This is a genomic window from Micropruina sp. (genome assembly GCF_047606365.1).
GTDB lineage: Bacteria > Actinomycetota > Actinomycetes > Propionibacteriales > Propionibacteriaceae > Micropruina.
Window position 1 is genome coordinate 1 of the sequence record NZ_JASGEN010000133.1, and the last position, 26285, is coordinate 26285.

23 protein-coding genes, 1 pseudogene and 1 riboswitch are annotated in these 26285 nt (G+C 68.6%); of the genes and pseudogenes, 17 read left to right on the forward strand and 7 right to left on the reverse strand.

Features of this window, described 5'->3' with window-relative positions; translation table 11 throughout:
* The 7 genes and pseudogenes from QM624_RS15405 to QM624_RS15435 form a co-directional block, all read left to right on the forward strand.
* Window positions 1-242 (forward strand): annotated as a pseudogene (locus QM624_RS15405) (class I SAM-dependent RNA methyltransferase); the annotation flags it as partial.
* A gap of 95 nt (window positions 243-337) precedes the next feature.
* The gene (locus QM624_RS15410; protein ID WP_415093363.1) at window positions 338-3127 is read left to right on the forward strand and encodes an aconitate hydratase; all 2790 of its coding nucleotides are present in this window, start codon (window positions 338-340) and stop codon (window positions 3125-3127) included.
* Window position 3128: 1 nt separating this feature from the next.
* Window positions 3129-3746, forward strand: a complete 618-nt coding sequence (locus QM624_RS15415) for a hypothetical protein (protein WP_415093365.1) — start codon at window positions 3129-3131, stop codon at window positions 3744-3746.
* Between the two features lie 209 nt (window positions 3747-3955).
* Entirely contained in the window at window positions 3956-4621 is a 666-nt protein-coding gene (locus tag QM624_RS15420; RefSeq protein ID WP_415093367.1) for a GNAT family N-acetyltransferase, read from the forward strand.
* A gap of 221 nt (window positions 4622-4842) precedes the next feature.
* A riboswitch (TPP riboswitch) is annotated at window positions 4843-4971 on the forward strand.
* Complete coding sequence (locus QM624_RS15425; RefSeq protein ID WP_415093369.1) at window positions 4966-6321, forward strand: purine-cytosine permease family protein; 1356 nt, start codon at window positions 4966-4968, stop codon at window positions 6319-6321. It overlaps the preceding riboswitch by 6 nt.
* Window positions 6322-6394: 73 nt before the next feature.
* Window positions 6395-7729: an MATE family efflux transporter gene (locus QM624_RS15430; RefSeq protein WP_415093371.1), complete on the forward strand. Its 1335-nt coding sequence runs from the start codon at window positions 6395-6397 to the stop codon at window positions 7727-7729.
* A gap of 415 nt (window positions 7730-8144) precedes the next feature.
* Complete coding sequence (locus QM624_RS15435) at window positions 8145-8555, forward strand: hypothetical protein (protein ID WP_415093373.1); 411 nt, start codon at window positions 8145-8147, stop codon at window positions 8553-8555.
* Between the two features lie 42 nt (window positions 8556-8597).
* Here QM624_RS15435 and QM624_RS15440 read toward each other — a convergent pair whose 3' ends face one another.
* On the reverse strand, window positions 8598-8954 hold the full coding sequence (locus QM624_RS15440; protein WP_415093375.1) for a VOC family protein: 357 nt from the start codon (window positions 8952-8954) through the stop codon (window positions 8598-8600).
* A 60-nt stretch (window positions 8955-9014) separates the two neighbouring features.
* Between QM624_RS15440 and dxs the strand changes: the two genes are divergently transcribed.
* Window positions 9015-10958: a 1-deoxy-D-xylulose-5-phosphate synthase gene (dxs, locus tag QM624_RS15445; RefSeq protein ID WP_415093377.1), complete on the forward strand. Its 1944-nt coding sequence runs from the start codon at window positions 9015-9017 to the stop codon at window positions 10956-10958.
* 69 nt (window positions 10959-11027) lie between these two features.
* Here dxs and QM624_RS15450 read toward each other — a convergent pair whose 3' ends face one another.
* From QM624_RS15450 to msrB, 5 genes are all read right to left on the reverse strand, one after another.
* Complete coding sequence (locus tag QM624_RS15450; protein ID WP_415093379.1) at window positions 11028-12716, reverse strand: hypothetical protein; 1689 nt, start codon at window positions 12714-12716, stop codon at window positions 11028-11030.
* Complete coding sequence (locus tag QM624_RS15455) at window positions 12713-14521, reverse strand: PQQ-binding-like beta-propeller repeat protein (protein ID WP_415093381.1); 1809 nt, start codon at window positions 14519-14521, stop codon at window positions 12713-12715. The genes QM624_RS15450 and QM624_RS15455 overlap by 4 nt, the downstream gene beginning before the upstream one ends.
* Before the next feature lie 180 nt (window positions 14522-14701).
* Window positions 14702-15955 (reverse strand): HRDC domain-containing protein, encoded by a 1254-nt coding sequence (locus QM624_RS15460; protein ID WP_415093383.1) that lies wholly within the window; start codon window positions 15953-15955, stop codon window positions 14702-14704.
* On the reverse strand, window positions 15952-16542 hold the full coding sequence (locus QM624_RS15465; RefSeq protein WP_415093385.1) for a DUF3000 domain-containing protein: 591 nt from the start codon (window positions 16540-16542) through the stop codon (window positions 15952-15954). Before QM624_RS15465 ends, QM624_RS15460 begins: the two co-directional genes overlap by 4 nt.
* Window positions 16543-16604: 62 nt before the next feature.
* Window positions 16605-17018 carry a peptide-methionine (R)-S-oxide reductase MsrB gene (gene msrB, locus QM624_RS15470; RefSeq protein ID WP_415093387.1) on the reverse strand — a complete coding sequence of 138 codons (414 nt, stop codon included), beginning with the start codon at window positions 17016-17018 and terminating at the stop codon, window positions 16605-16607.
* A 128-nt stretch (window positions 17019-17146) separates the two neighbouring features.
* Between msrB and QM624_RS15475 the strand changes: the two genes are divergently transcribed.
* Genes QM624_RS15475 through QM624_RS15485 form a run of 3 tightly spaced genes read left to right on the forward strand, consistent with a single transcriptional unit; the run spans window position 17147 to window position 20290 of the window.
* The gene (locus QM624_RS15475) at window positions 17147-18226 is read left to right on the forward strand and encodes a DNA polymerase domain-containing protein (protein ID WP_415093389.1); all 1080 of its coding nucleotides are present in this window, start codon (window positions 17147-17149) and stop codon (window positions 18224-18226) included.
* Between the two features lie 21 nt (window positions 18227-18247).
* The gene (locus QM624_RS15480) at window positions 18248-19327 is read left to right on the forward strand and encodes an ATP-dependent DNA ligase (protein ID WP_415093391.1); all 1080 of its coding nucleotides are present in this window, start codon (window positions 18248-18250) and stop codon (window positions 19325-19327) included.
* 57 nt (window positions 19328-19384) lie between these two features.
* Window positions 19385-20290 (forward strand): PPK2 family polyphosphate kinase, encoded by a 906-nt coding sequence (locus QM624_RS15485; protein ID WP_415093393.1) that lies wholly within the window; start codon window positions 19385-19387, stop codon window positions 20288-20290.
* Window positions 20291-20429: 139 nt separating this feature from the next.
* On the opposite strand, the gene QM624_RS15490 is transcribed toward QM624_RS15485, so the two are convergent.
* Entirely contained in the window at window positions 20430-21224 is a 795-nt protein-coding gene (locus QM624_RS15490; RefSeq protein WP_415093395.1) for a sirohydrochlorin chelatase, read from the reverse strand.
* Window positions 21225-21754: 530 nt separating this feature from the next.
* Here QM624_RS15490 and QM624_RS15495 point away from each other — a divergent pair.
* The 6 genes from QM624_RS15495 (at window position 21755) to QM624_RS15520 (ending at window position 26239) form a co-directional block, all read left to right on the forward strand.
* Window positions 21755-22441 (forward strand): Type 1 glutamine amidotransferase-like domain-containing protein, encoded by a 687-nt coding sequence (locus tag QM624_RS15495; protein ID WP_415093397.1) that lies wholly within the window; start codon window positions 21755-21757, stop codon window positions 22439-22441.
* A gap of 425 nt (window positions 22442-22866) precedes the next feature.
* Window positions 22867-23988, forward strand: a complete 1122-nt coding sequence (locus QM624_RS15500; RefSeq protein ID WP_415093399.1) for a tyrosine-type recombinase/integrase — start codon at window positions 22867-22869, stop codon at window positions 23986-23988.
* Complete coding sequence (locus tag QM624_RS15505) at window positions 23985-24380, forward strand: hypothetical protein (RefSeq protein WP_415093401.1); 396 nt, start codon at window positions 23985-23987, stop codon at window positions 24378-24380. The genes QM624_RS15500 and QM624_RS15505 overlap by 4 nt, the downstream gene beginning before the upstream one ends.
* 49 nt (window positions 24381-24429) lie before the next feature.
* A complete protein-coding gene (locus QM624_RS15510) occupies window positions 24430-24627 on the forward strand; it encodes an excisionase family DNA-binding protein (protein ID WP_415093403.1) in 198 nt (65 codons plus the stop codon).
* A 39-nt stretch (window positions 24628-24666) separates the two neighbouring features.
* Window positions 24667-25068, forward strand: a complete 402-nt coding sequence (locus tag QM624_RS15515; protein ID WP_415093405.1) for a hypothetical protein — start codon at window positions 24667-24669, stop codon at window positions 25066-25068.
* A complete protein-coding gene (locus QM624_RS15520) occupies window positions 25055-26239 on the forward strand; it encodes an AAA family ATPase (protein WP_415093407.1) in 1185 nt (394 codons plus the stop codon). Before QM624_RS15515 ends, QM624_RS15520 begins: the two co-directional genes overlap by 14 nt.
* The last annotated feature ends 46 nt before the right edge of the window (window positions 26240-26285 follow it).

The following is a 26285-nucleotide window of genomic DNA, read 5'->3' on the forward strand; positions in this document are numbered from 1 at the left end:
CCGGACGCGCCGACCTGGTCGTCCTGGACCCGCCGCGCACCGGCGCCGGCCGCGCCGTGATGACCGCGATCGCGCGTCTGCGACCGCGAGCGATCGCCTATGTCGCCTGCGACCCGGCCGCACTGGCCCGCGACCTCGGCATCGCGGCCGAGGCCGGCTACGCCGCATCTTCGATCAGGGCCTTCGATCTGTTCGGCATGACCCAGCACCTTGAGGCGGTCGCCGTACTGCACCCGGTGTGAGCGAGGGCCAACAGCACTAGGCTTGGCGGAACGCGAACGGCTGCGGTAATATCTCGACATCGAGATAAATCCCGTGGGCATCCAAGGAGGTACGCATGAGCAAGAACAGTTTCGGCGCCAGGACCACCTTGGAAGTCGGCGGGACCGACTACGAGATCTTCGACCTGCACCAGGTTCCGGGGTCCGACACCCTGCCGTTCAGCCTGAAGGTGCTGCTGGAGAACCTGCTGCGCACCGAGGACGGCGCCAACATCACCGCGGACGACATCCGCGCGCTGGGGGAGTGGGAGCCGTCCGACGAACCCAACCGTGAGATCCAGTTCACCCCGGCCCGGGTGATCATGCAGGACTTCACCGGCGTCCCTTGTGTGGTCGACCTGGCCACCATGCGCGAGGCGATCGCCGAACTGGGCGGCGACGCCAACAAAGTGAACCCGCTGTCGCCGGCCGAGATGGTGATCGACCACTCGGTCGTCGCCGACCTGTTCGGTACCCCGGACGCCTTCGCCCGCAACGTCGAACTCGAGTATCAGCGCAACCGTGAGCGCTACCAGTTCCTGCGCTGGGGTCAGGGCGCCTTCGACGACTTCGTGGTCGTCCCGCCCGGCACCGGCATCGTGCACCAGGTCAACATCGAGCACCTGGCCCGGGTGATCTTCCCGCGCGAGGTGGGCGGCGTGCTGCAGGCCTACCCCGACACCTGCGTCGGCACCGACAGCCACACCACCATGGTCAACGGCCTCGGCGTGGTCGGCTGGGGCGTCGGCGGCATCGAGGCCGAAGCGGCCATGCTCGGCCAGCCCGTGTCGATGCTGATCCCGCGGGTGGTCGGCTTCAAGCTGTCCGGCAAGCTGCCCGAGGGCACCACCGCCACCGACCTGGTGCTGACCATCACCGAGATGCTCCGTCAGCACAAGGTGGTCGGCAAATTCGTCGAGTTCTACGGCCCCGGCGTCTCCGAGGTGCCGCTGGCCAACCGGGCCACCATCGGCAACATGAGCCCCGAGTACGGCTCCACCATCGCGATCTTCCCGATCGACTCCAAGACCACCGACTACCTGCGGCTGACCGGACGCGACGAGCAGCAGATCGCGCTGGTCGAGGCGTACGCCAAGGCTCAGGGGCTGTGGCACACCGATGACGCCGAGCCGCGCTACTCGGAGTATCTCGAGCTCGACCTGGGCACCATCGTCCCCTCGATCGCGGGTCCGAAGCGTCCCCAGGACCGGGTGCTGCTGGCCGAGGCCAAGGAGGGCTTCAACGAGGCGCTGCGCGACTACGTCGGTGACGACGAGGTCGGCTACGACGAGGCGGTCGCCGAGACCTTCCCGGCCTCCGACGCCCCCAGCCACGCCGGCGGCGACGGCTCGCCCGAACCGCACCACTACGGCGCGGTGGCGTCCGCGGTGCACGATCGTCCCTCGCACGTCACCCCGGTGACGCTGGCCGACGGCACCACCTTCTCCATCGACCACGGCGCGGTCACCATCGCGGCGATCACCTCGTGCACCAACACGTCCAACCCCAGCGTGATGATCGGCGCCGGCCTGCTGGCCAAGAAGGCCGTCGAGAAGGGCCTGAGCCGCAAGCCATGGGTGAAGACGTCCCTGGCGCCCGGCTCGAAGGTGGTCACCGACTACTACGCCCGTTCGGGCCTCGACGAGTACCTCGCCAAGCTCGACTTCGACCTGGTCGGCTACGGCTGCACCACCTGCATCGGCAACTCCGGGCCGCTGATCCCGGAGGTGTCCCAGGCGGTCAACGACAACGATCTCGCGGTCACCTCGGTGCTGTCCGGCAACCGCAACTTCGAAGGCCGGATCAACCCCGACGTCAAGATGAACTACCTGGCCAGCCCGCCGTTGGTGGTCGCCTACGCGCTCGCCGGACGGATGGACATCGACCTGCTCAACGAGCCGCTCGGCGAGGGTTCGGACGGCAAGCCGGTCTATCTGCGAGAGATCTGGCCCTCCACCGAAGAGGTGGAGCAGGTGGTCAGCAGCTCGATCTCGGCGGACATGTTCTCTAGCCGCTACGCCGACGTGTTCGCCGGCGACGACACCTGGCGTTCGCTGCCCACCCCGACCGGTGAGGTCTTCGAGTGGGACGCCGACTCGACCTACGTGCGCAAGCCGCCGTACTTCGAGAACATGCCGGCCGAACCGGCCCCGGTCTCGGACGTCGCGGACGCCCGGGTGCTGCTCAAGCTGGGTGACTCGGTGACCACCGACCACATCTCGCCGGCCGGCTCGATCAAGGCCGACAGCCCGGCCGGGAAGTACCTGACCGACCACGGTGTGGCGCGTAGGGACTTCAACTCCTACGGCTCACGGCGCGGCAACCACGAGGTGATGATCCGCGGCACGTTCGCCAACATCCGGCTGCGCAACCAGCTGGCCCCCGGCACCGAGGGCGGCTTCACCCGTGACTTCACGGCGGACGACGCCCCGGTGACCACCGTCTACGACGCGGCCCAGAACTACGCCGCGGCCGGCATCCCGCTGGTGGTGCTCTCCGGCAAGGAGTACGGCTCGGGCTCGTCGCGTGACTGGGCGGCCAAGGGCACCGCGCTGCTGGGCGTCAAGGTGGTCATCGCCGAGAGCTACGAGCGGATCCACCGGTCGAACCTGATCGGGATGGGCGTGCTGCCGCTGCAGTTCCCCGAGGGCGAGAACGCCGAATCGCTCGGTCTGACCGGCGAAGAGACGTTCACCTTCACCGGCATCGAGGAACTCAACCAGGGCACCACGCCGAAGACCGTGCACGTGAAGGCCGACGACAAGGAGTTCGACGCCATCGTCCGGATCGACACCCCGGGTGAGGCCGACTACTACCGCAACGGCGGCATCATGCAGTACGTGCTGCGCAGCCTGCTGAAGGCCTGACTTGGCCAAGCGGCTCGACAAGGCGGAACGCGCCCGCAGGGAGCGTGAGATCGCCGCACGCTCGGCGACGGTGGGCAAGCCGCGTCCGGCTGAGGCCAAGCATCAGCCCGCGGCCAGGCCGAAGGCCAAACCGGTCACCCGGCCGGTGAGCGTGCGGGCCACCCATCGTGGGATCGGCTCCGAGTTGGCCGAGCGGGCCGCCTGGTCGATGCTCGCCGCATTGGCCGCGCTGGTCGGTGCGGGCATCGCGCTGGCGATCGGGAACGCCCTGCTGCCGGTGCTGTGTCCCACCGACGACGCCAGCTGCGGTCTGGGCTGGATGGTGCTGATCGGCATGGCCGGCTACGCGCTCGCGCTGCTGCCGGCCTGCGCGATCGGCGGGCTCGGCATCTGGTTCTGGGTCGCCTACGTCGCCGGCTACTCACCGCTGCTGCTGATGGCCGCGGTGGGGGACTGGTGGTGGTGGACGGCCCTCGTCCTGCTACCCCCGGTCGCCGCCGTAGCCAGCGCCCCGCTTGGCCACGACAAGCTGCCCGCCCAACAGCGGTACGGCCTGCTCGGCCTGGCGGTGATGGGTCTCGCCGCCGTCGTCTGGTGGTACGGCTTCGCCGCCGTCTGAGCCGTTGCCTTCGCGGGTCGATGCCCTCCTGCGTCGTGGTTTCGACAAGCTCAACCACCGCTGGTCGAGCTTGTCGAGACCCCTTCAGCCTGGACGGCGTCCCGACTCTTCGTCATCCCGGGCTTGCCCCGGGATCTCCGACTTGAAGAGCTGCGGCGACCGGCGGGAACTGCCCGTCTCGATCTCGGGTGCCCATAGGATCACTGCGCATGAAGCGAGACGTGCTGGCTGAGCTGTACCCGCCACTGGGGCTCACCGTGACGGCGGACGGACTCACGTTACGGTTGCTGCGCGACTCAGATCTACCTGCATATGCCGACCTCATTTCGGCACGGTTGTTCGCCGACGAGGAGGCTCCGTACGTCTTCGCGTGGTGGGATCGAGATCCCATGCTCCGGCAGCGGGAGTCGCTGCAGTTCGTCTGGTCCCAACGGGCGCGGATCGGCCCCGAGGAGTGGAAGCTCCAGTTCGGGGTGTTCGAAGACGATCGGCTCATCGGTTTCCAAGACCTCGATGCGACGAGCTTTGCCAAGCTCCGGGTGGTGAGTTCTGGGTCCTACCTGCGGCTGGACGCGCAGGGGCGCGGTATCGGCACGCTGATGCGGCAGATGATCTTGGTGTTGGCTTTCGATCATCTTGGCGCGCTGAGGGCAGAATCGAGCGCCGCCGTCGACAACAAGGCGTCGTTGGCCGTTTCCCGTCACTGCGGCTATCGACTGGACGGCGTTCAGGTGGCGATGAACGGTGAGCGGCGAATCGAACTGCAGCGTGTCGCGGTGACGCCCGATACCTTCATCCGTCCACGGGCTGAGGTCAGCGTCAGCGGGCTGACCTCCGAACTGAGACGACAGTTGGCCGTCGGCGACCAGCGCTGAGCGGTCTGTGCCCGCTCGCTGCCCGACGGGCTGAGATCCCGGCATCCGCCGGGATGACGCGTGAGCTGGGTCTCGATGCTTGAGCCACCGCTGGTCGAGCTTGTCGAGACCTCGGACGACTCGGCGCTGGTAAGGGGTTTCGGCAAGCTCAACCGGCGGCGAGCGGCCAGAGACGGCAGGGACGGATGCGGTGCCGTCCCGGGGCCGCTAGCGTGTCCTTACCAACAAGCTTCGGGAGCTCGCGCCAGATGGCGGGCTGAGAGGGCGGAGTGCGATCGGTGATCGCGGGTCCGCCGACCGACTGAACCTGTCCGGGTAATGCCGGCGTAGGGAGGTTGCGCCCAATGGCGACGTCCGATCCGACCATCGTGTCCACCACAAGCCAGCGCCTCGTCACCGGCGAACGCGTCGAAGCGCCGGTGGTGCTCACCGACAGCCCACCGCGTCCGCTGCGGTTCTTCGACCAATTCGCGATGTGGGCCAACCTCGGCATCAGCCTGTTCGGACCGCTGACCGGCGCGCTGATCGCCGCCACCACCGGCTCGGTCTGGACGGCGATCGCCGCCATCGTGCTCGGCTGCGGCATCGGCGCGGCACTGCTCGGCACCTCGGCCGTCTTCGGCGCGACCACCGGTGTGCCGGCGATGGTGTCGCTGCGCGGACTGCTCGGACGCCGTGCCTCGGTGGTGCCCACGCTGCTCAACATCGGCCAGAACATCGGCTGGGCAACCATGGAGATCATCGTCATCTCCACCGCCGCCACCGCGATCGTGGGGGACGCCTGGCGCTGGCCGTTCGTGATCCTCGCCGGCGCGGTCGCCACCACGATGGCCGTCCGGCCGCTGGGCAGCGTCCGGCTGCTGCGCAAGGTCATGGTGTGGCTGGTGCTGCTCGCCTCGGTCGTGTTGTTCGTCCAGGTGCTGCTGCAGCCGGCCGGCGAGATCCCGCAGGACGCGGTGCTGGGGTTCTGGCCGGCGGTCGACCTGGCGGTGGCCGGTGTGGTGTCGTTCGCGCCGCTGGCCGCCGACTACAGCCGGCACTCCCGGACCAAGCGGGCCGCCTTCTGGGGCTCGGCACTGGGCTACGGACTGGCCGCCGTCGCCTACTACACGCTCGGCGTGTTCGCCGTCGCCCACCTGGGTGCGACGGACGTCCTGGGCGCCCTGCTCGCACTTCCCGCCGGCGCGATCGCGCTCAGCATCCTGCTGATCGACGAGGTGGACGAGGCGTTCGCCAACGTCTACTCGACCACCATGTCGATCCAGAACATCGCGCCGAACCTCGACCGGCGGGTGGTCGCGATCGCGGTCGGTGTCGTCGCCACATTGCTGGCCGGACTGCTCGACTTCGGGCAGTACCAGTCCTTCCTGTTCCTGATCGGCTCGGTGTTCGTGCCGCTGTTCGCCGTAGCCGCGACCGACTTCCTGGTGGTCAGCCGACAGCGCTGGGACGTCAGTGAGCACTCCCGGATGCGCTGGGCACCCGTGGTCGCGTGGGCCGGCGGCTTCGTCATCTATCAACTGATCAACCCGGGCACGGTTCCCGGATGGTCACCTTTCTGGACGCAGGTCGCCTCCGCGATCGGTTTCGTCGCGCCGTCCTGGCTCGGCTCGTCGGTTGCCGCGATCGGGGTGTCGGTGGTGCTGATGGTCCTGCTGGGACGGCGCCGATACCCACCAGAATCCGGTTCGAACGGGTGACGGAGCTCGGGAGTGGACCGTGCTCTCGCGGACGGCGGAGGGAACGCACCAAGGTCAGCGTTACGTTGATCGGGTGCGCAGCCCCACTCTGACCCGGCAGATCCTTGGTCTGGCTGTGCCTGCGTTCTTCGCGCTGGTGGCCGAGCCGTTGTTCCTGCTGGTGGATTCGGCGATCGTCGGGCACCTGGGGGCGCCGCAACTCGCCGGCCTGGGCGTCGCCGGCTCGGTGCTGGCTACGGCCGCCGGGGTGTTCGTGTTCCTGGCCTACGGCACCACCGCGACCGTCGCGCGGGCGCTCGGTGCGGGCGCCACCGGCAAAGTCGTGTCGGCGGGACTCGACGGCACGGTGCTCGCCGCGATCCTGGGCGTCCTGACCGCGATCGGGGTGGGCTTCGGAGCGGAGGCGTTGTGTGCCGCCCTGGGTGCCGACGGCGAGGTGTTGCACCACGCGACGATCTATCTACGGATCTCGGCGCTGGGCCTGCCGGCGATGCTGATCGTGATGGCGATCATCGGAGCGCTGCGTGGTGTGCAGGACACTCGCACTCCACTGTTCGTGTCGATCGCCGGGTTCACGCTGAACGCGCTGCTCAACCTCGGCCTGGTCTACGGGTTGGGCTGGGGCATCGCCGGGTCGGCCTGGGGGACCGTCGTCGCTCAGTACGCGATGGCGTCCGCGCTTGTCGCCGTCTGGTTCGTGCGGCTCCGGGCGTCCGGCGCGACGCCTCGACTGCATCCGGCCGGCGTGCTCGCTGCCGCCGCGAACGGCGTCCCGCTGATCATTCGGACGCTGTCGCTGCGCGCCATTCTGCTGCTGACCACCTGGGTCGCGGCCGCGCTCGGGCAGGTGCCGCTGGCCGCCCACCAGGTGGCCTTCACCGTCTGGACCATGCTGTCCTTCGCGTTGGACGCCCTCGCCATCGCCGGCCAGGCGCTCACCGGCAAGGGGCTGGGCGCCTCGGATGTCGACGGCGTCCGGGCCGCGACGGCGACGATGATCCGCTGGGGCGTCGTCGGCGGGGCCGTGGTGGGACTGGTGGTGGCACTGTCCGGCCCGCTGCTGGCGCCGTTGTTCTCTGCCGATCCACTGGTTCAGTCGGCAGTGGTCGCCGCGCTGATCGTCGTCGGTGTCGGACAGCCGATCTCGGGCTACGTGTTCGTGCTCGACGGGGTGCTGATCGGTGCCGGCGACGCCCGCTGGCTGGCCGGCGGCATGGCGGTCGTCCTGCTCGGCTACCTGCCGGTCGTCGTCCTGCTGCGGCTCAACGCGGACGCCCTCGCTGCCCAGGGACCGGTGGCAGCAACCGTCGCCCTCTGGCTCGGCTTCACGGCCTTCATGTTGATTCGCGCAGGCATGCTGCGCGTGCGCGAACGAGGAGATGCCTGGCTGGTCACCGGAGCCGGGTAGTCCTGTCCCCGGTTGAGCCCTGTTTGTTGGTTGAGCTTGTCGAAACCTCGCCAGGGTCTCGACAAACTCGACCAACGGGGCTGACAAGCCGGACCGCCGGGACCGATCGGCTCGCACGTCCGGGGACGGTTCTCCGGCGTGCGAAATCCGAACCGATGGGGACGGTTCTTCGGCGGTCGAAATTCGCATGCGAGAGAACCGTCCCCTGGCGTGCGAAATCCGGACCGTTGGGGACGGTTCTTGGACGTTCGAAAATTCGCATGCGAGAGAACCGTCCCCGGGCATGCGAAATGCGAACGCAGCAGAACCGTCCCCGGATGTGCGAACTCGGACGGCCGAGCGATGGTGGCCTCTGGACGGGGGTCGAGCGATCTCCTAGAATCGAACAAATATTCGATATGTGGGAGGTGGGGCCATGCGCACCGAGCGCCCGTGGCCGCGAGTCGAGCGGTCGGAATCGACCGGGTATGTGCCGCCGGGGTGGCCGGACCGGGTCCGGCCGCCGGGGGCTCCGGACTGGGAACTGACGGCCACCGAGTTCCTGCTCGACTGCTGTCCTGCCGACTATCGGCGTTATCGGTTGCTGCGCCGGCATCCGGTGGTGCTGGCGCGCTTCGCGGCGGTGTTCGTCGAGGCGCAGGAGCGGGCGAGCCGGGAGGGGCTGGCCGGCGTTCGGATGAGTCTGGCCGATCTGGTCGCACCCGAGGTGATCGCCGGGGCGGTGGAGGTGTGGTCGCAGCAGCAGGCCTTCCTCGCCCGGTTGCGACGCGAAGTGACCATGGTCGAGGAGGCGCTGCGCGGCAGACGGTTCGTGCCCACCATGTAGCTGCCCGCCACCCCCGCCGCTGGGTCAACAGCAGCGCCGAGCTCAGACGCTGCCCAGGTCGAACTCGTTTCCCTCCGGGTCGAGCATCCGCACCCAGCGGATCGATTCGCCGATGGCGCCGTCCCCGACCCGCTGCGCGCCGAGGGCGACCAGCCGCTCCACCTCGCCGGCCAGGTCGGGCACATGCAGGTCGAGATGCATCCGGTTCTTGCCCTGCTTCGGCTCGGACACGCCCTGGATCAGCATCATCGGCCCGGCGCCCTCAGCGGGCACCAGCACCGCGTACTGTTCCACGCCGTCCAGCCGGCGGTAGCGAAGCGCCTCGCACCAGAAGTGCGCCAGGGCGTCCGGGTCGATGGAGTCGAGCACGATGACGATCTCGACGGACGGCGTTGTCATCTGGTCCTCCTGGGTCGGGGCACTCAGCCTGCCCGATGCCACCGACGTAGACTGCTCGCCATGCCGTTGCTCGATCGGATCACCCAACCCGCCGACCTGCGAGATCTCAAACCCGCGGAACTGGACCGGCTGGCCGAGGAGATCCGAGCCTTCCTGATCGAGCATGTGGCGCGCACCGGTGGCCACCTGGGGCCCAACCTGGGTGCGGTCGAGCTGACCATGGCCATCCATCGGGTGTTCGACTCGCCGCGCGACCCGATCATCTTCGACACCGGCCATCAGAGCTATGTGCACAAGATCCTCACCGGACGCCAGGATCGCTTCGACACCCTGCGCCAGCCGGGCGGGCTGTCCGGCTATCCGAGCCGTGCCGAGTCCGAACACGACTGGGTGGAGAGTTCGCACGCCTCGTCATCGCTGTCCTGGGCCGAAGGCCTGGCCAAGGGCTTCGCATTGCGTGAAGAGGACGACCGGACGGTGGTCGCAGTGGTCGGTGACGGATCGCTGACCGGCGGGATGACCTGGGAGGCGCTCAACAACATCGCCGTGCAGCCCGAGCTGCGGCTCGTCATCGTGGTCAACGACAACGGCCGCTCCTACACCCCGACGATCGGCGGCCTGGCCACCCGGCTGCGTGGCCTGGGCCAGCAACTCTCCGCGATCCGCACCGACCGGCGCTACGAGCGCAGCCTGGCCGCGATCAAGCGCTGGGTGAGCCGGACGCCGGTCGTGGGCGAACCCACCTATGGCCTGATGCATGGCGTCAAGGCGGGCGTGAAGGATGTGCTGGCGCCACAGGGCATGTACTCCGACCTGGGCATCAAATACCTGGGGCCGATCGACGGCCACGACCGCGAAGCCCTGGAACGTGCGCTCGAGCAGGCCCGCCGATTCACCGGCGGCCCGGTGATCGTGCACTGCCTGACCGAGAAGGGACGCGGATTCGCCGCCGCCGAGGCGAACGAGGAGGACCGTTTCCACGCGGTCGGGCCGATCGACCAGGTCACCGGCGTGCCGCTGGGCAGCGTCCCCGCCCGGACCTGGACGGACGCCTTCGGCGAGCACCTGGCCCGGATCGGCGCCACCGACGACTCGGTGGTCGCGATCACCGCGGCCATGCTGCACCCGACCGGACTGACCCGATTCGCGCGACACTTCCCGCACCGCACCTTCGACGTCGGCATCGCCGAACAGCATGCGGTGGCGTCCGCGGCCGGCCTGGCCCGGGCCGGACTGCACCCGGTGGTGGCGCTGTATTCGACCTTCCTCAACCGGGCCTTCGACCAGGTGCTGATGGACGTCGCCCTGCACGGCGAGGGCGTCACCTTCGTACTCGACCGGGCCGGCATCACCGGCGCGGACGGCCCCAGCCACCACGGCATGTGGGATCTCGGCCTGCTCGGCATGGTGCCCGGGCTACGACTCGCGGCGCCCCGCGACGAGCAGCGGCTGCAGGAAGCGCTGGAACTCGCGGTCGACATCGACGACGGGCCCAGCGTGCTGCGGTTCTCCAAGGATCCACTGCCCGCACCGTTGCCGACGCTGCGCACCGACGGTGAGACCGACGTGCTCTTCGAGGACGGCGACCCGCGCGTCCTGGTCGTCGGCTGGGGACAGTTCGCCGGCATCGCCGTCGAGGTCGGCACCCGGCTGGCGCAGCAGGGCATCGGCGTCCGGGTGGTCGATCCGGTGTGGGCGTTGCCGGTCAGCGCCGACCTGATCCGGTTGGCCGGTGCGCACGAGTTGGTGGTGACCATCGAGGACGGCGGCCTGGCCGGCGGGCTCGGCTCGCGGCTGGCGCAGGAATGCCGGCTGGCCGGCGTCCGGGCCCACGTCCAAGAGTTCGGGATTCCGCAGCGGTTCATCGAGCAGGGCAGCCGTCCGGGCATCCTGGCCGACCTGGGTGTGACCGCCCAGCAGATCGCCCGGTTCGCCACCGAGGCGGTGCTGTCCGGCGAGGCCGAGCCGTCGATCGGCAAGATCGAGACAGGGCACCACGGCTGATTCTGCGTCCGGCGCGGCATGGGTCGAGGTCCTCGGCAGGGTCTCGACAAGCTCGACCAGCGGTGTCTGTCAGTGCCGAGGGGGCGCGAGGGCGATCGCCAGGCAGCCGACGGCCGCGGTGAGGAACAGGGGAGTGCCCAATAGGAAGTCGCCGCCGTCGGCGAAGATCGCGGCGTCGAAGAATCCACCGCTGCTGCGGGTCAAGGTCATGAAGGCGGCCGAGGTGACGCCGATCAGGGCGCTGGCGCAGTAGAGCAGCACCCGCGCGGGCACCGGCCAGCGCCGCGTCCCTTCCCGGGTGATGTCGCCCTCGGTGAGCAGTCGCCACACCAGACCGAACAGCACCGCGGCGATGCCGCTGAAGCCGAGCAGGGCGCTGATCGGGTCGTCCAGGATGGCGCGATGTGGGTAGACCAGGCAGAGCAGCACCCCGGACGCCAGTGCCGCGACCCGCAGCATGGTCAGCCGCCGGGCGATCAGCAGCACCGCGGCCACGACCAGCATGGCGACCAGCAGCAGGCTCGACATCTGCGGCACCGTGTTGCTCGCCCATCCGCCGAGGCCAAGGTTGCGGAACAGCTGGAACAGCGCCAGCACCGTCATCGCCGCCATGAACATGGCCGCCCAGGGCCGACCACGCCGGGCCAGCGGCAGTGCGATCAGGAGTCCGACCACCCCGATCGTGACACGGGAGATCGCCTGCGCGAGGTCGGTCGCCGACGCGTTCAGATAGGCATCGGTCGAGGCGAACAGCCACTGCGGGCCGAGGTTCCGGGCAACCTCCCGCAGGATCAACGGCACCGGCTGGAGCAGCACCAGCGCGGCAGTTCCGACCGCGACAAGGTAGTTCACCGGCGTCGAGTCCTCGTCCAGGTCAGCCCAGGCCGGCGGACGGCGGGCCACCACCATGACAGCCAGTTGGGCGCCGGCGATGCCCGCCAGCGCCAGCAGCGAAGCCAGCCAGCCCGCCGCCTCATTCTCCGGGTCCTGGAAGCTGCGGCTCAGTTCGAAGGCGGCCCAGAGCACCAGCAGCATCCCGGCCAGTTGCAGCGGACGCCGGGAGAACTCGCGGGTCGCGGCGGCCACGCCGGAGAACGACGCGGCGACGGCGATCTGGGCCAGTGCGGCACCAGCCACCAGCAATGCGGGCATGGCCAGGGTGCTCACCGTCATCAGGCCGCCCTCGGCGACGATGCCGCGCCAGTCCGCGTTGAGCGCCCGGGAGGTGCTGCTGCCGACCATCGGAAAGAACACGGCGCCGCCGATGGCGACCGTGACCGCCACGAACTCCCACCAGGCGAACGCTGCCTGCCAACGCACCAGGGTCAGCACCACCAGCGCCAGCAGGCCGAGCAGGCTGGCCACCAGCAGGATCGGGTCGGACGCCCCGGCGGTCGCGAAGTAGAACAGGGCGACCGTCACGGTGAGCAGCGTGAACAACTTCACCCACCAGGGCAGGTGCAGCGCCGCCGTCTGCAGCGTCGCCAGCGACAACACGACGCCCGCGATGCACAGCCAGGCGCCGACGTCCGGAATGGTCTGACTCGAGGTCACCACAAGGGCGCCGGCGTTGCGCAGCGGGCCGGCGAACACCACCGCGAGGGTGAGTAACCCGTACAGGATGAGGATCGCCGTGACGATCGCGACCAGGCCGACCGGCCAGCCGTCGCGGCGCGGGCGTCCCTCGCGCACCGGTTGGACGATGGTCAGCCAGACGATGTCACGGACGACGGCGCCGGCTGCTGCGACCGTCCTCATGACGCCTCCCGGCGGTACGCGACTGTGCCGATGAAGCAGAAGAAGTCGCCCGAATCCGGGACCAGGAAGGCGCCGGCGCCGAAGGACAGGTCGGATTCCTGGGTCTGGTAGCTGGCCACCTCTCTTCCGGACGTGTCCAGCAGCCGCAGCGCGGTCCGGTCTGCGACCACCAGCCGATCCCCCTGGACGAGGACCCGGACCGGGGTGATCGGACGAGCCCACTGCTGGACGCCGTCGGCAGCCCTCAGGCTGACCAGCTCGTCCTGGCGGGCGACGATGGCGAGCGAACCGGAACCGGTGACCGAACGCCGGGTGCCGGTCAGTTGCACCCGCCACAGCCGCTCGCCGTCGCTGAGCCGGTAGCCGCGGACGTAGCTGTCGGCCCGGCTGGCCACCACGGCGATCCCGTCGGCGACGCCGAATGCCTCCGGTGCTTCGGTCTCGAACTCGGACTGGACGGCCCCCGTCGTGTCGAGGTTGAGGAGGTTGCCGGTCTGGTCGAGCACGGTGAGTGTCGCGCCGACGACCATCGGCTGCCGGATCTCCGTCGGCAGCTGCGCGGTCCAGGCGACCCGGCCGGTGGCGGCGTCGAAGGCGGTGACCGTGCCGTCCAGGCCGGCCAGCACGGCCAGCGTGCCGAACCGGGCGATCGGGACGGCGCTGACGTCGTCGACCTTGGCCTGCCAGAGGAACTCGCCCTCAGCGCCGTAGGCGACCACGGTGCGCTCGGTGGTGGCCGCGACGACGATCCTGCCGATGGCTATCGCCGAGGTGATCTGGCCGCCCGGGTGGGCGCTCCACCGTGGGTCGGTCTCGCCGTCCGCCCAGCCTCGGGCGACCAGGTCGCCGCCGGGCGTGTTGACGTAGACGACGACCGATCCGGGCAGCACCACCGGGCGGACCGTGGCATACAACGCGACCGGTGCGACGTTGAGATCGCGCCGGGTGAAGCTCCAGCTGTCGGTAAGTGCCGGTGGGGTGTCGGCGGTGATCCTGCCGGCCGCCTGCCAGCGGGGTGCCCGGGTGACCAGGCCGGAGGTCATGGTGCCTGCCACGGTCGCGATCACCCCTCGTCCGGGACACCAGGCGTTCACCTCGCGGGTGGCGGTCTCCCGGCCGATGGTTAGCTCCATGCTGATCGAGAGACAGCCGGCGTCCTGCGCGGTGGCCTTGAACGTTGCCGCGTACGGCTGGCGGCCCGAGGCCTTGCGTCCGCTGCCCAGCGTGGCGGTGCCGGCGGCCGTCCATTCCTGGCCGTCCTGGACGACGGCGGGCAGCACCGGCAGTCCCGGATCGAACGCCTGGAAGTCGCCTGTGCCGGCGTCCGCTCGCAGCTCCAGGCCGGTGGGTTGGATGGACAACATCCGGCTGCGTCGGCGGCTGACCCGTCCGGAGGCGTCCGCGGTGACCTCGACGATCCGCGCCCAGCTCGACGTGCTCACTTCTTCGACGTCCTTGATCCCGTAGCTGAAGGCGGCCGGTGCGCTCTGGGCGATCTGGGCACCGAAGGTGCTGTAGTACTCGGCGACCGTGTCGGTGCCGTCGGAGTTCTCCAGAACCACGCGGGTCCCGGACGCGGGGAAGAACCGCATCGCGGCCGACGCCTCGGTCGCGGTCACCGGCCGTCCGGTCACGGCGGCGGCGGTGATCACGCCGAACACCACCACGAACACGAATACCGAGGCGATCCAGGGTCGTCGACGGCGCTGCGGCGTCGGTGGGGCGAACTGTGGCGGGGGACCGGCCTGCATCCCGGCCCAGGGCGGCGTCGATCCCGGTGGCGACGACTGAGGGTGGGGTGGCATCGGAGCAGGCGGCTGCCATTGCGGCGGCTGACTACCGAATGCACCACTCGGCAGGTGGCCTGGATCTGACACCCGCTCACTATAAACAAGCCGCGGTCTGGCTCGGCCGACTCATCGCGCCCCACCACTGGTCGAGCTTCATGATTCCGGAGCGCCGACGGCCGGCGTGCGACCGGCGAGTCAGTCGGCCGTCAACCGCTCCACGATCAGCGGCACCAGCAGCTCACGCTGCCAGGCCCGGACTGATTCGGCGGCCAGGGCGGCGTCGATCGTCTCGAGGTTCACCTCGGCGGGCGGCGTCCAGAGCAGCCGGCGCAGGGCGTCCGGACTGATCAGGTTCTCCACCGGCAGCTCCAGCTCGGACGCCCGTTCGAGCACGGCGGGCCGGACGGCGTCCCAGCGGGCAGCCGCCTCAGGATTGCGCATATCCCAGGTGCGGGTGGGCGGTGGACCCTCGGCGCTCTGCTGCTTGTTGGGCAACTGGTCGCGGGTCAGCGCGGCCACCCGGTCGAGCGCGGCCAGCCAGCGGGCCCGGTAGCGGGAGGGGAACCGCCAGGCGAACTCGGGAACGGCCGCCAGGTCGGCGGGACCCAGGCGTTTCACCTCGGCGGGGTTGGCCCGGGCCGCCAGCGCGCTGATCGCCCGGTCGGGCAGGATCTTGCCGGGCGCCCGATCCATCGAGGACGCCAACTGGTCCCGCACCTGCCACAGCTCGCGGACGACGGCCAGTGCCCGCGGCGTCCGGACGGCATGCAGACCGGAGGTCCGCCGCCACGGATCGACCCGCTCAGGGGCCGGCACGTCGGCCCTCTCGACCAGATAGGCGAACTCCTGCGCCGCCCATTCGGCCTTGCCGGCGGCCTGAAGTCGCTCGTCCAGCCAATCCCGCAGGTCGACCAGCAGCTCCACATCGAGCGCGGCGTAGGTCAGCCATTCGTCGGGGAGCGGACGCCGTGACCAGTCCGCGGCCGAGTGCTCTTTGCGCAGGGTGATCCCGAAGGCCTCCTCGACCAGGGTGCCCAGCGCGACCCGCGGCATGCCCAGCAGCCGGGCGGCCAGTTCGGTGTCGTAGAGGCGGCGGGGGAGTAGCCGCACCTCGGCCAGGCAGGGCAGATCCTGGCTGGCGGCGTGCAGCACCCATTCGGCGTCGGCCAGTGTCGCCGCAAGTTCGGAGAAGTCGGCGGGGTGGTCACGACCGGTGAACGGGATCGGGTCGAGCAACACGGTGCCGGCACCGGCGCGACGCAACTGGATCAGGTAGGCACGCGCCGAGTAGCGGAAACCCTGGGCACGTTCGGTGTCGATGGCGACCGGGCCGGTACCAGCAGCCAGCGCGGCCGTGATCTCGGCAAGCCCGGCCGGTGTCTGGACGACCTCGGGCACGCCGTCCGCCGGGGCCTCCAGGACGACGAGTTGGTCGGGTTGGTCGGTCACCGCCGACGCCGTGCCGACATCACCACCACGCCCTCGGGCAGCGGTGGTAGGCCGGCGGTCGTGCACAGCAGCTCGGACCAGCTCATCAGGTGCCGGGTGACGTCGTCGGCCGAGGTGACCAGCGGCGTCCAGGACGCCCGAATCTCGATCTCGGCGCGCGGCGGGTCGGCCGACATGGCACCGAAGGCGCGCGACGACACGGCGGTGACGGTGCCGCTCGGGGCGGTGTAGGCGGCGTCGTAACGTTCCAAGGCATCGGTCAGCCACGACCAGCCGACCTCGGTGAGCAGCGGGTCGACCACCATTTCGGCGTCCACCTCGGCCCGGGCGTAGGTGACGCACCGGAAGTCGCCGTCCCACGAGGCGTTGCCGGCCGGGTCGTGCAGCAGCACTAGCCGTCCGTTGCCCAGGTCTTCACCACCGACCACAACCTCGGCCGCCACCGCGACCGCGTGCGGTGCGATCCGCTGCGGCGCCGGAATCTCTTCGATGACCAACTCGGGCCGCCAGTGCATGGATTGCAGTGCAGCCACCGCGTCATCGAACAACCCGGTACCGCCCACCATGGTCTTGCGCGCTCCTCCCACGGAGGTGAATCTAGCCGTGGCGACGCCCGCCGCCCGAGGGACTCGCCGGGCAGCGGCCACGATCACGCCTGCTGTTCGGGCTCCAAGGTCAGGCAGATCGAGTTGATGCAGTAGCGCTTGTCGGTCGGCGTGTCATAGCCCTCGCCGGTGAACACGTGGCCCAGGTGGGAATCACAGGTGGCGCAGCGCACCTCAGTGCGGACCTGCCACAGCGAGCGATCCTCGATGTAGCGGACGCTGTCCAGTTCGGGTGCGAAGAACGACGGCCAGCCGCAGTGCGATTCGAATTTGGTGTCGCTGGTGAACAGCTTCGCGCCGCAGGCCCGGCAGCGGTAGGTGCCCGGCGTGGTGGTGTCGGTGTACTCCCCGGTGAACGGGCGTTCGGTGCCGGCCTCGCGCAGCACGTGGTACTCCGCCGGGGTGAGCATCTCGCGCCACTGTTCCGGCGTCCGGAATTGCCTGGGATCGAGTTCCATGGAGCGCTCCTCGGTGTCAAAGATGGCGGCTCCAGGGTAGTCGCGAGCGCACTCGTCAGAATCGATCAAGATTGGGCACCGCTAACGGTGCCCAATCTTGATCGATTCGGTGCCACTAGCCTGGGCCGATGGCTACCAACCCCGTCGTCGTCGAAGCGGCCGGACGCCAGGTCCGCGTCACCAGCCCGGACCGGGTCGTTTACGAGCCGACCGAGCGGACGCCGGCGATCACCAAACTGCAGGTCTGCGAGTACTACGCGAGCGTGGGCGACGCGCTGATGCGGACGATGGGGCAGCGGCCGACCGCGATGGAGCGCTGGCCGGACGGCTGGCGCGAGGGCATGCGGCTGGCCACCAGCACGCAGGACCGGGAGGCCGACGGCTTCTACCAGAAGCGGATGCCGAGAGGTGCGCCCGACTACGTCGAGTCGGTCCGGATCACCTTCCCCAGCGGACGTCCCGCCGACGAGCTGTGCCCGTCCGAACCGGCGGCATTCGTCTGGGCGGCACAGATGGGCACCCTCACCTTCCACCCCTGGCCGGTGCGGCGTCCGGACGTCGACCACCCCGACGAGTTGCGGCTCGACCTGGATCCGCAGCCCGGCACCGACTTCCGCGATGCCCAGCGGGTCGCCGATGTGGCCCGGGAACTGTTGGAGGAACTCGGGCTGCGCGGCTACCCGAAGACGTCCGGCAACCGCGGCATCCACATCTACCTGCGGATCCGCCCCGAGCACCGCTTCGAGGACGTCCGGCACGCCGCCATCGGCTTCGGACGCGAACTCGAACGCCGCGACGACGGGGTGACCACCGCGTGGTGGAAGGAAGAGCGCGGCGAGCGGATCTTCATCGACTTCAACCAGAACAACCGCGACCGCACCATCGCCGGTGCCTGGAGTCTACGCGCCCGGCCCGGCGCCCCGGTCAGCACTCCGATGACCTGGGAGCAGCTGGCCGAGGTCAAGGACCCCCGTGAGTTCAACCTGATCACCGTGCCCGACTACCTGTCGCACGGAGATCCGTGGGCCGACATGGACGACGAGGCGTTCCCGCTGGAACCGCTGCTCGACCTGTGGGAGACCCTGCCCGGCGGCGAGCTGAACTTCCCACCTGACTATCCGAAGATGCCCGGTGAGCCGCCGCGGGTGCAGCCGTCCAAGAAGGTGGCGGCGCACTGGGACGAGCAGGGCAACCGGATCGAGAAGTAGCGGGGCGGCACAATGTCTCCCATGCAGCTGCCCGTGATGCCCCCGGTGAAGCCGATGCTCGCCAAGGCGGTGCCTCAGATTCCGGCCGGGGCGCTGTCCTACGAACCCAAGTGGGACGGCTTCCGCTCGATCATCTTCCGTGACGGCGACGAGGTAGAGATCGGTTCCCGCAACGAGCGGCCGATGACCCGATACTTCCCCGAGGTGGTCGAGGCGATCAAGGCGAACCTGCCCGAGCGGTGCGTGCTGGACGGCGAACTGATCGTGGTGGTCGGCGACCGGCTGGAGTTCGAGGTGCTGCAGCAACGCATCCACCCCGCGGCCAGCCGGGTGAAGCTGCTCTCCGAGCAGACGCCGGCCAGTTTCGTCGCCTTCGACCTGCTGGCTCTGGACGACGTCGACTACACCGAACGCCCTTTCGAGGAGCGCCGGGCCGCCCTGGAGCGGGCGCTGGCCGACGCGCAGCCGCCGATCCATCTCACCCCGATCACCCGCGACCCCGAACTCGCCGAGCAATGGTTCGCCCAGTTCGAGGGCGCAGGCCTGGACGGCGTGGTCGCCAAACCGCTGGACGGGACCTACCAGCCGGACAAGCGCACCATGTTCAAGATCAAGCACCAGCGCACCGCCGACTGCGTGGTGGCCGGCTATCGGCTGCACAAGAGTGGGGACGACGTGATCGGCTCGCTGCTGCTCGGCCTGTACAACGAGGCCGGCGAGTTGGCGTCCGTCGGTGTGATCGGTGCGTTCCCGCTGGCCAGGCGCAAGGAACTGTTCGCCGAGTTGCAGCCGCTGGTCACCACGTTCGACAACCACCCATGGGCGTGGGCCCGGCAAGAGGAGGGCGCCCGCACCCCGCGGAACTCCGAATACAGCCGATGGAACGACGGCAAGGATCTGTCCTTCGTGCCGCTGCGGCCCGAACTGGTGGTCGAGGTGCGCTACGAGCACATGGAGGGCGTCCGCTTCCGGCACACAGCGCAGTTCAACCGCTGGCGTCCCGATCGTGATCCGCGCTCATGCACCTACGAACAGTTGGAGGAGCCGGTCAAATACGACCTGGCCGACATCCTGGCCACCCGGCCGGACGACGCCGACTGACTTTCCCGGTGTGCAATATCCCTAGTGCGGCCGTCGGCGGTAGGCCACACTACGGGAATGGCAGGCAAGAAGAAGTCGAAGTCGAAGAAGACCAGCGACCTCCACCCGGGACGACCCACGAAGCCGCTCAGCAAGCTGCTGCGGCTGCCGAAGGGCCCGGTGGATCTGAATCGCCTCGACACCGCGGCATCCCCCGGCTACCCGGGATCGGGCAAGACTGACGCCCCGGCGCTCACCGCTGCTCTGGCGCCCGAACTCTCCGACCTGCAGGAGCAGTTGTACGCCAACGGCCGCTCCGACGTTCCTGGTGCGCCGAGCCTGCTGGTGCTGCTGCAGGGCATGGACACCTCCGGCAAGGGTGGCGTGATTCGTCATGCCATGGGTCTGGTCGATCCGCAGGGCATTCAGCTGAAGTCGTTCAAGGCGCCCACCAAGGAGGAACTCCAGCACCACTACCTGTGGCGGATCAGGAACGCGCTGCCCAACCCCGGCATGATCGGCATCTTCGACCGTTCCCAGTACGAGGACGTGCTGGTCGTCCGGGTCGACCAGTTGGTGCCGGTCAGCGAATGGAACGGACGCTACGACGAGATCAACGCCTTCGAGAAGGAAGTGACCGAGGCCGGCACGACGATCATCAAATGCTTCCTGCATGTGTCGTTCGCCGAGCAGAAGAGCCGGCTCGCAGCGCGGCTGGCCAGCCCGGCGAAGTACTGGAAGTACAGCCCGAAGGACGTCGACGCGCGGGCGAAATGGCCGGCCTACCAGGAGGCGTACGCCGACGCACTGGAGCGCTGCAACACCGACCACGCACCCTGGTACGTGATTCCGTCGGACCGCAAGTGGTACCGCAACTGGGCGGTCGCCCAGTTGGTCCGGGAACACCTGATCGGGCTGAACCTGACCTGGCCGGAAGCCACCTTCGACGTCGCCGCCGAGAAGGCCCGGGTTGCGAAGTCCTGATCCACTACCGCTGATCGAGCCTGTCGAAACCACCGCTGGTTGAGCTTGTCGAAACCCCTCTTAGCAGCGTCGGGACGCCGAGGTCTCGACAAGCTCGACCAACGGATTCAGTGAGAGTGTGACGGGGTGGAGCTCAGGCTCAGGCGATGGTGAGGTGCCGAGCCGGTACCTCTTCCTCCAGCGTCTCGAAGCCGAAGTCGAGCAGATCCATCGCCGCGAAGGCGTAGCGGGCCAGGATGAGGTCCATCACCTCGGGTGCGGCACCCAGCGGCTCGCTCACCGAAACCGCGCCGCACCGCTCGGCCAGATCGGTCTGAGCGTGGAACAACTCGGTGGCGGTCAGGAAGAACGAGCCGACCGCGATGTGCCGGCGACCCTGGGCCCGCAGGCCCTGGATGGCCTGTGCGACCGACGGGCCGGAGCCGTCCGCGACAGCGGTCAGGCAGGGCAGCCGGTGATGGGTCGACCACTGCCGGGCCCGCCGAGCCAGTAGGGCGTTGCCGCGGACGTCGCCGCTGCGCGCCGAGGACAGCACCAGGCCGTCCAGTTCGAGAACCCGCTGCGCCGACAGCGAGGCGCGCAGGCGTTGATCGAGCACGGTGAGCAGTGTCACCTCGGGACCGATCGGACGCGACACGCTCACCCGCAGGTCGGGGTAGAGGTTGCGCAGCTTGACCGACTGGCCGATCACCCGTTCGTCGGGATCAATGGCATGGGTCAGCTGCAGCGGAACCAGCACCACCTCGGTGATGCCCTGCTTGATGAGCTGCGACACGACCTGTGCGGTCGAGGGGGAGCAATGGTCGAGAAAGGCGCAATGCACGGAGAGGCCCGGGCGCATGCTCTGGAGGCCTTGCCTCAAGGAGTGCGCGACTTGGGCGACTCGGGCATCGGTGCTGCCCATTCCCACCATCACCAAGGCTGGAGCGGTCATGATGTGCCTCTCTTGCGTCACATGTCCTGCGGCTCCATTGCCGGCGTTTTCGTGCTACCAACCTCTCTCGGAGCTTGTACCAGAAGCAAATCGGTCGCTCGACATGTGAGATGAGCGTCCCATTTGATGGGAAATCAAGCGGTTCGGAGGTGCTTTGACCTTGGATCTGCTGAGCACAGTCCAAGAATCTCAGCACCTGGAACGCGGTGGCTGCGCGGAGCACGTTGATCATCTCGAGTGGGCAGCTGCCGTGTACTGATGCCGCTGCTCCCTCTTCTCGCCGGGCCGAATGGTGCTGGGAAGTCAGCTATGTCCGAGACGCCCTCACCCCGGCGACCGGCCTGCCTTTGATCAACGATCAACCGATCAACGCCGACGAGCTCGCCGCCGAACGATGGTCTGCGGCTCAGACGGAGCATGCTTGTGAGGCGGCGAGACTTGCCGAAGCTCACCGGGTTCCGCGACGTGGCCGGGCTGGGCGCCTGCTGCTCCTGCGGCGAGCCGTGGAGCACCTGAGGAAGGGGACACCAATGAAGATGCTGCTCACCTCAGGCGGTGTCACGAATCCCACCATTCGCGACCGCCTGGTAGCGCTGCTGGGCAAGCCCATCGTCGAGTCGGACGCCCTGTTCGTGCCGACCGCGCAGTGGGGACAGCCGGCATGTTCGCCGGAGACGGTGTGGCGCTCGACCGCGGACGCGTGGCCGGGCCAGTCCGGACTGTGTGGGCTGGGCTGGCGCTCGGTGGGTGTCCTCGAACTCACTGCGCTGCCCAGTATCGGCGCAGAGCGCTGGCAACCCTGGGTTCGCGCTGCGGACGTGCTGCTGGTCGACGGCGGCGAGGCGATCTACCTGACCCATTGGCTGCGCGAAACAGGGCTGGCCGATCTGCTCACCACGTTGCCGAACCTGGTGTGGGTGGGAGTTAGCGCAGGCAGCATGGCTCTGACCCCGCGGATCGGGCGCCAATTCACCGATTGGCAGCCGGATGGCAGCGACGAGACGCTTGGCCTGGTGGATTTCTCCATCTTTCCGCACCTGAACTATCCGGGCTGGTCGGCCAATACCACCGAGAGCGCACATCGCTGGGCGGCCACGATCCCGGGCCCCGCCTATGCCCTCGACGACCAGTCGGCGGTCTCGGTGACCGACGGCGTCGTTGAGGTGGTCTCAGAGGGACAGTGGGAGTTGTTCAACCCACACGGTCGACGCCGATAGACCGAGCGATCGGTGGCAAGGATGCTGCCGACTACCACCAGTAGGTAGGGCCCGAACTTGGAAGGCGTCACGCTGACTGGCCTGATTTGCCTAGTCAGGAGAGTTTCATGGCGGGTGGGCGATACTGGGTTCGAACCAGTTCTGCGTCCTGTCTTGCGGAACTGTTCCACTGCTAGTGAAACCTGGTTCTGGCTAGGTGTTGAAGGGAACAGTATCGCGTCGGCATGTTGGACACAAGTGGACACGAGAACCCGTGAATACCCTGCTATGTTGCACGTATGTTGCATACGGAGCCCTCATTGGAGCCCCGACGCGGACCCGCGAAGGGCTCCGATCGGCGCAGCTTCGGCCGCCTCCGGCAACTACCGTCCAAGCGCTGGCAAGCCGCCTACACGGGACCCGATGGACGTCTGTACAAGGCGCCCATGACGTTCTCCGGTGAGGACGCCGCCCGCGGCTGGCTCACTGGTGAGCGCAAGCTCATCGACCTGGACGAGTGGACGCCGCCCGAGCAGCGCGGCCAGCGCAAGAAGCGGGCAGTCGTCACGCTCAAGGAGTTCAGCGCAACCTGGCTGGCCGGCCGGACGGTGAGAGGCCGCCCGCTCAAGCCGCGCACCCGTGACCACTACCAGCAGCTGCTCGACAACCTCATCCTTCCCACCTTCGGCGCTCTTCCCGTCGCGAGTATCACCAGCGACGAGATCGACGACTGGTACGCGGGCCTTGGGCCCGACCGCCCGACCCTCCGCAGCCACGCCTACGGGCTGCTCCGAACCATCCTCGGCACAGCCGTAGACAAGAACCTCATCCTGGTGAATCCGTGCCGCGTCCGGGGCGGCAGCAGCACAAACCGCGCCCACAAGGTTGAGCCGCTCACTCTCGCCGAACTCGAACGGCTGGTCACCGAGATGCCGGAGAACCGCCGGCTGATGGTGCTGCTGGCCGCCTGGTGCGCACTCCGGTTCGGGGAACTCGCCGAACTCCGCCGGCGCGACGTCGACGTGCGGAACCGGTTGGTGAAGGTACGCCGCGGCGTCGTCCGGGCAGACGGCAAGGTGATCGTCGGCGACCCGAAGAGCGACGCCGGCTCCCGGAACGTCGCGATCCCGCCGCACCTGATGCCCATCGTGAAGGCACACCTCAAGGACCACGTCGAACCCGGCCGTGACGCGTTGCTGTTCCCGTCGGCGTCTGGGGCACGGGCACCTGAGCCGGGAGAACCTGCCCGAGACGAACACCTGGCACCATCCACCCTGTACGGCCGGAACCCGGTCAAGATCAAGACCGGCCAGAACGTGGAGTGGCGAGGCGGGCACGGGTTCTACCGTGCCCGAGCGCTCGCTGGACGGCCCACGCTCCACTTCCACGACCTTCGGCACACCGGAGCCGTCCTGGCCGCCCAAACCGGCGCCACGCTCGCCGAGCTGATGGGTCGGCTAGGGCACTCCACACCTGCGGCCGCGATGCGATATCAGCACGCTGCAGCCGACCGCGACAAGGCGATCGCCGCAGCCTTGTCGAGGATGGCCGAGGGAGGCTCGAGATGACGCTTCGGATCGTGTGCGATGGGAAGATCGGCGACCGCCACCCGCGAACGCCTATCCCGTGGAGCCCCGGGCCGACTCAGATGCTCAACAACGCCGGGGAGCTCATCCAGTACACGCGAGACGACGGCGAGCACGGCGATGGCGAGACTGACGTGATCCTACGATTGCACGCCGTTGCTCACGCTCGCTGCCGTTTCGACTGCCCCAGATGCGCCCGCGTTGTTGTTGCGACCGAAGAGCACATGCGACTGATCTGGCAGTGGCTGGAGGCTGGCGATGAACCCGAACTCACCTTGGAAGAGCTTCAGATCCTGATCAACAAGTGGAGCGAGGTTCAGCACGCGGGGTGTCGGGACACAATGAGGGCACTCAGGGCTATATTGAGCACATAGGCACCTCAGCGGGTGCGTGGATCACCACGCCCTTGGAGGTGCTTTCATCGTGTCGGAGCCCATTGCCCGCTACGTAACCATCGCGGATGCAGCCGCCTATCTCAGCTGCACCGACAAGACCATCCGCCGCATGATCATCGACGGCAGGCTTCGCGCCTACCGTCTCGGAACGCGCGCCATCCGAGTCGACAGGACCGAACTCGACTGCGCCATGAGCCCGATCCCGCCCGCTCGGATCAGCGCATGAGCGGCGCTGGTTCGTGGAGGTACTTGTCATCTGGGCCGGGTGATCGACGTGTCTGAACAGCAAAGCCGCCCCGACCTGGCGATCGAGGCGGCCAAAGCGTTTGGCGGCGCTGACCACGATTGTACGGGTTCGGACGTCGGGGTGCCTGTTGGCAACGCCCACTCGACGCAGCTTCCCCCACGGCGTCGGCTGCGGGCGGCGTGCCGTGTGTTCGTCGACGTCCGTCGTCTCTCCGACGAGGCGACGTCTCGTGCTGTGCAGGGTGTTGCTGATGCACCTGCTGGCGCTATAGCCAGGATCCTGATCGCTCCCGGTCAACTGCCGCCAGCGATCGCGCTGGACTACCTGTGCCGCTACGGGAGCCATCTGGCTCAGCTCGTCTTCGAGGGTGACCCGCAGACGGCCCGTGCTTGGTGGGACGAGCTGAATGCACACCGGTGAGGGGGAGGGCCGCTATCCGGTGGGTTTGACGCCGCGCGAGGGTGCCGAGGATCTCACTGCCGAGGTTGCTGCAGCTCGGGCCGAGGGTCTGCGCCTGGCGCATCCCCTTACGGTCGAGCCGCCCAACGACGTGCCGCCCGAAGCGGCTTTCGTCGCTCAGGCGGATGGAACGCCGGCCGAGGGATCCGGCCACCGGAAGCCGCGGGCGGTGCCGGTGGACTGGGCGGCGATCTGGGACACCGAAGGGGCGGCCGTGGAGTGGCTGTGTGAGCCGCTGATCTCCCGCGGACGGCTCACCGCGCTCTACTCGGAGGCCAAGGTCGGCAAGTCCCTGTTGATGCTGGAGATCGCCGCCGCGGTGGCAACCGGTGGGGTCGCGCTGAGCCGGCCGACGTCGCGCTGTCGGGTGATGTACATCGACCTGGAGAACGACCCGCGCGGCGATGTCGTGCAGCGGCTCAAGGCGATGGGCTACGCCGCCCAACAGTTGGGCGCACTGTTGCTGTACAGCTTCCCGGATCTCCCGCCGCTAGACACCAAGGCCGGGGGCGAGGAACTGCTCGCGCTGGCCCTGGAGAACGATGTCGGCCTGGTCGTGATCGACACGGTCTCCCGGACGGTGTCAGGTGAGGAGAACGCCAACGACACCTGGCTGATGCTGTACCGGTTCACCGGCCTGCTGCTGAAGCGGCACGGCATCGCCTGCGTGCGGATCGACCACGCCGGCAAGAAGCCCGGCAATGGCCAGCGTGGCGGCTCGGCGAAGGCTGGCGACGTCGACGCGATCTGGCGGCTGTCAGCGTCCAGTCACAACACGCTGCGGCTGCACTGCGAAGCGAGTCGGCAGCTGATCCCAGACGACGACCGCGACCTGACCATCCTGCGTCGGTTCGAACCGCTGCGGCACGAACGCAGCAGCAGCCCGGGAGCGGACGCCCGAGAGGCCCGCATCGTTCACCTGGTGGCCCAGATGGACGCGCTCGACGTTCCCCTCGACCACGGCCGCGACCGGGTTCGCGCGGCGCTCAAAGCGGCCGGCGAGACGGCCACGAATCAGGAGCTGACCGACGCGATCGGCAGGCGTAAGACCTGTCCGCGACCCGGCTCGGACAGGTCCCCTTATTTGAGCCTGTCCGAGGGCCCCGGGGACGGAGACGGACAGGATGGTTGATTCACACTCAGAACACCTGTCCGAGACCCTTCACGGACAGGTGCGG

Excerpts from the sequence above, each read along its gene's own strand:
- QM624_RS15410 (WP_415093363.1), top strand. The coding sequence starts at position 338 with ATGAGCAAGAACAGTTTCGGCGCCAGGACCACCTTGGAAGTCGGCGGG.
- QM624_RS15420 (WP_415093367.1), top strand. The coding sequence starts at position 3,956 with ATGAAGCGAGACGTGCTGGCTGAGCTGTACCCGCCACTGGGGCTCACC.
- QM624_RS15425 (WP_415093369.1), top strand. The coding sequence starts at position 4,966 with ATGGCGACGTCCGATCCGACCATCGTGTCCACCACAAGCCAGCGCCTC.
- QM624_RS15435 (WP_415093373.1), top strand. The coding sequence starts at position 8,145 with ATGCGCACCGAGCGCCCGTGGCCGCGAGTCGAGCGGTCGGAATCGACC.
- QM624_RS15440 (WP_415093375.1), bottom strand. The coding sequence starts at position 8,954 with ATGACAACGCCGTCCGTCGAGATCGTCATCGTGCTCGACTCCATCGAC.
- dxs (WP_415093377.1), top strand. The coding sequence starts at position 9,015 with ATGCCGTTGCTCGATCGGATCACCCAACCCGCCGACCTGCGAGATCTC.
- QM624_RS15450 (WP_415093379.1), bottom strand. The coding sequence starts at position 12,716 with ATGAGGACGGTCGCAGCAGCCGGCGCCGTCGTCCGTGACATCGTCTGG.
- QM624_RS15455 (WP_415093381.1), bottom strand. The coding sequence starts at position 14,521 with ATGCCACCCCACCCTCAGTCGTCGCCACCGGGATCGACGCCGCCCTGG.
- msrB (WP_415093387.1), bottom strand. The coding sequence starts at position 17,018 with ATGGAACTCGATCCCAGGCAATTCCGGACGCCGGAACAGTGGCGCGAG.
- QM624_RS15475 (WP_415093389.1), top strand. The coding sequence starts at position 17,147 with ATGGCTACCAACCCCGTCGTCGTCGAAGCGGCCGGACGCCAGGTCCGC.
- QM624_RS15480 (WP_415093391.1), top strand. The coding sequence starts at position 18,248 with ATGCAGCTGCCCGTGATGCCCCCGGTGAAGCCGATGCTCGCCAAGGCG.
- QM624_RS15485 (WP_415093393.1), top strand. The coding sequence starts at position 19,385 with ATGGCAGGCAAGAAGAAGTCGAAGTCGAAGAAGACCAGCGACCTCCAC.
- QM624_RS15490 (WP_415093395.1), bottom strand. The coding sequence starts at position 21,224 with ATGACCGCTCCAGCCTTGGTGATGGTGGGAATGGGCAGCACCGATGCC.
- QM624_RS15495 (WP_415093397.1), top strand. The coding sequence starts at position 21,755 with ATGAAGATGCTGCTCACCTCAGGCGGTGTCACGAATCCCACCATTCGC.
- QM624_RS15500 (WP_415093399.1), top strand. The coding sequence starts at position 22,867 with ATGACGTTCTCCGGTGAGGACGCCGCCCGCGGCTGGCTCACTGGTGAG.
- QM624_RS15505 (WP_415093401.1), top strand. The coding sequence starts at position 23,985 with ATGACGCTTCGGATCGTGTGCGATGGGAAGATCGGCGACCGCCACCCG.
- QM624_RS15520 (WP_415093407.1), top strand. The coding sequence starts at position 25,055 with ATGCACACCGGTGAGGGGGAGGGCCGCTATCCGGTGGGTTTGACGCCG.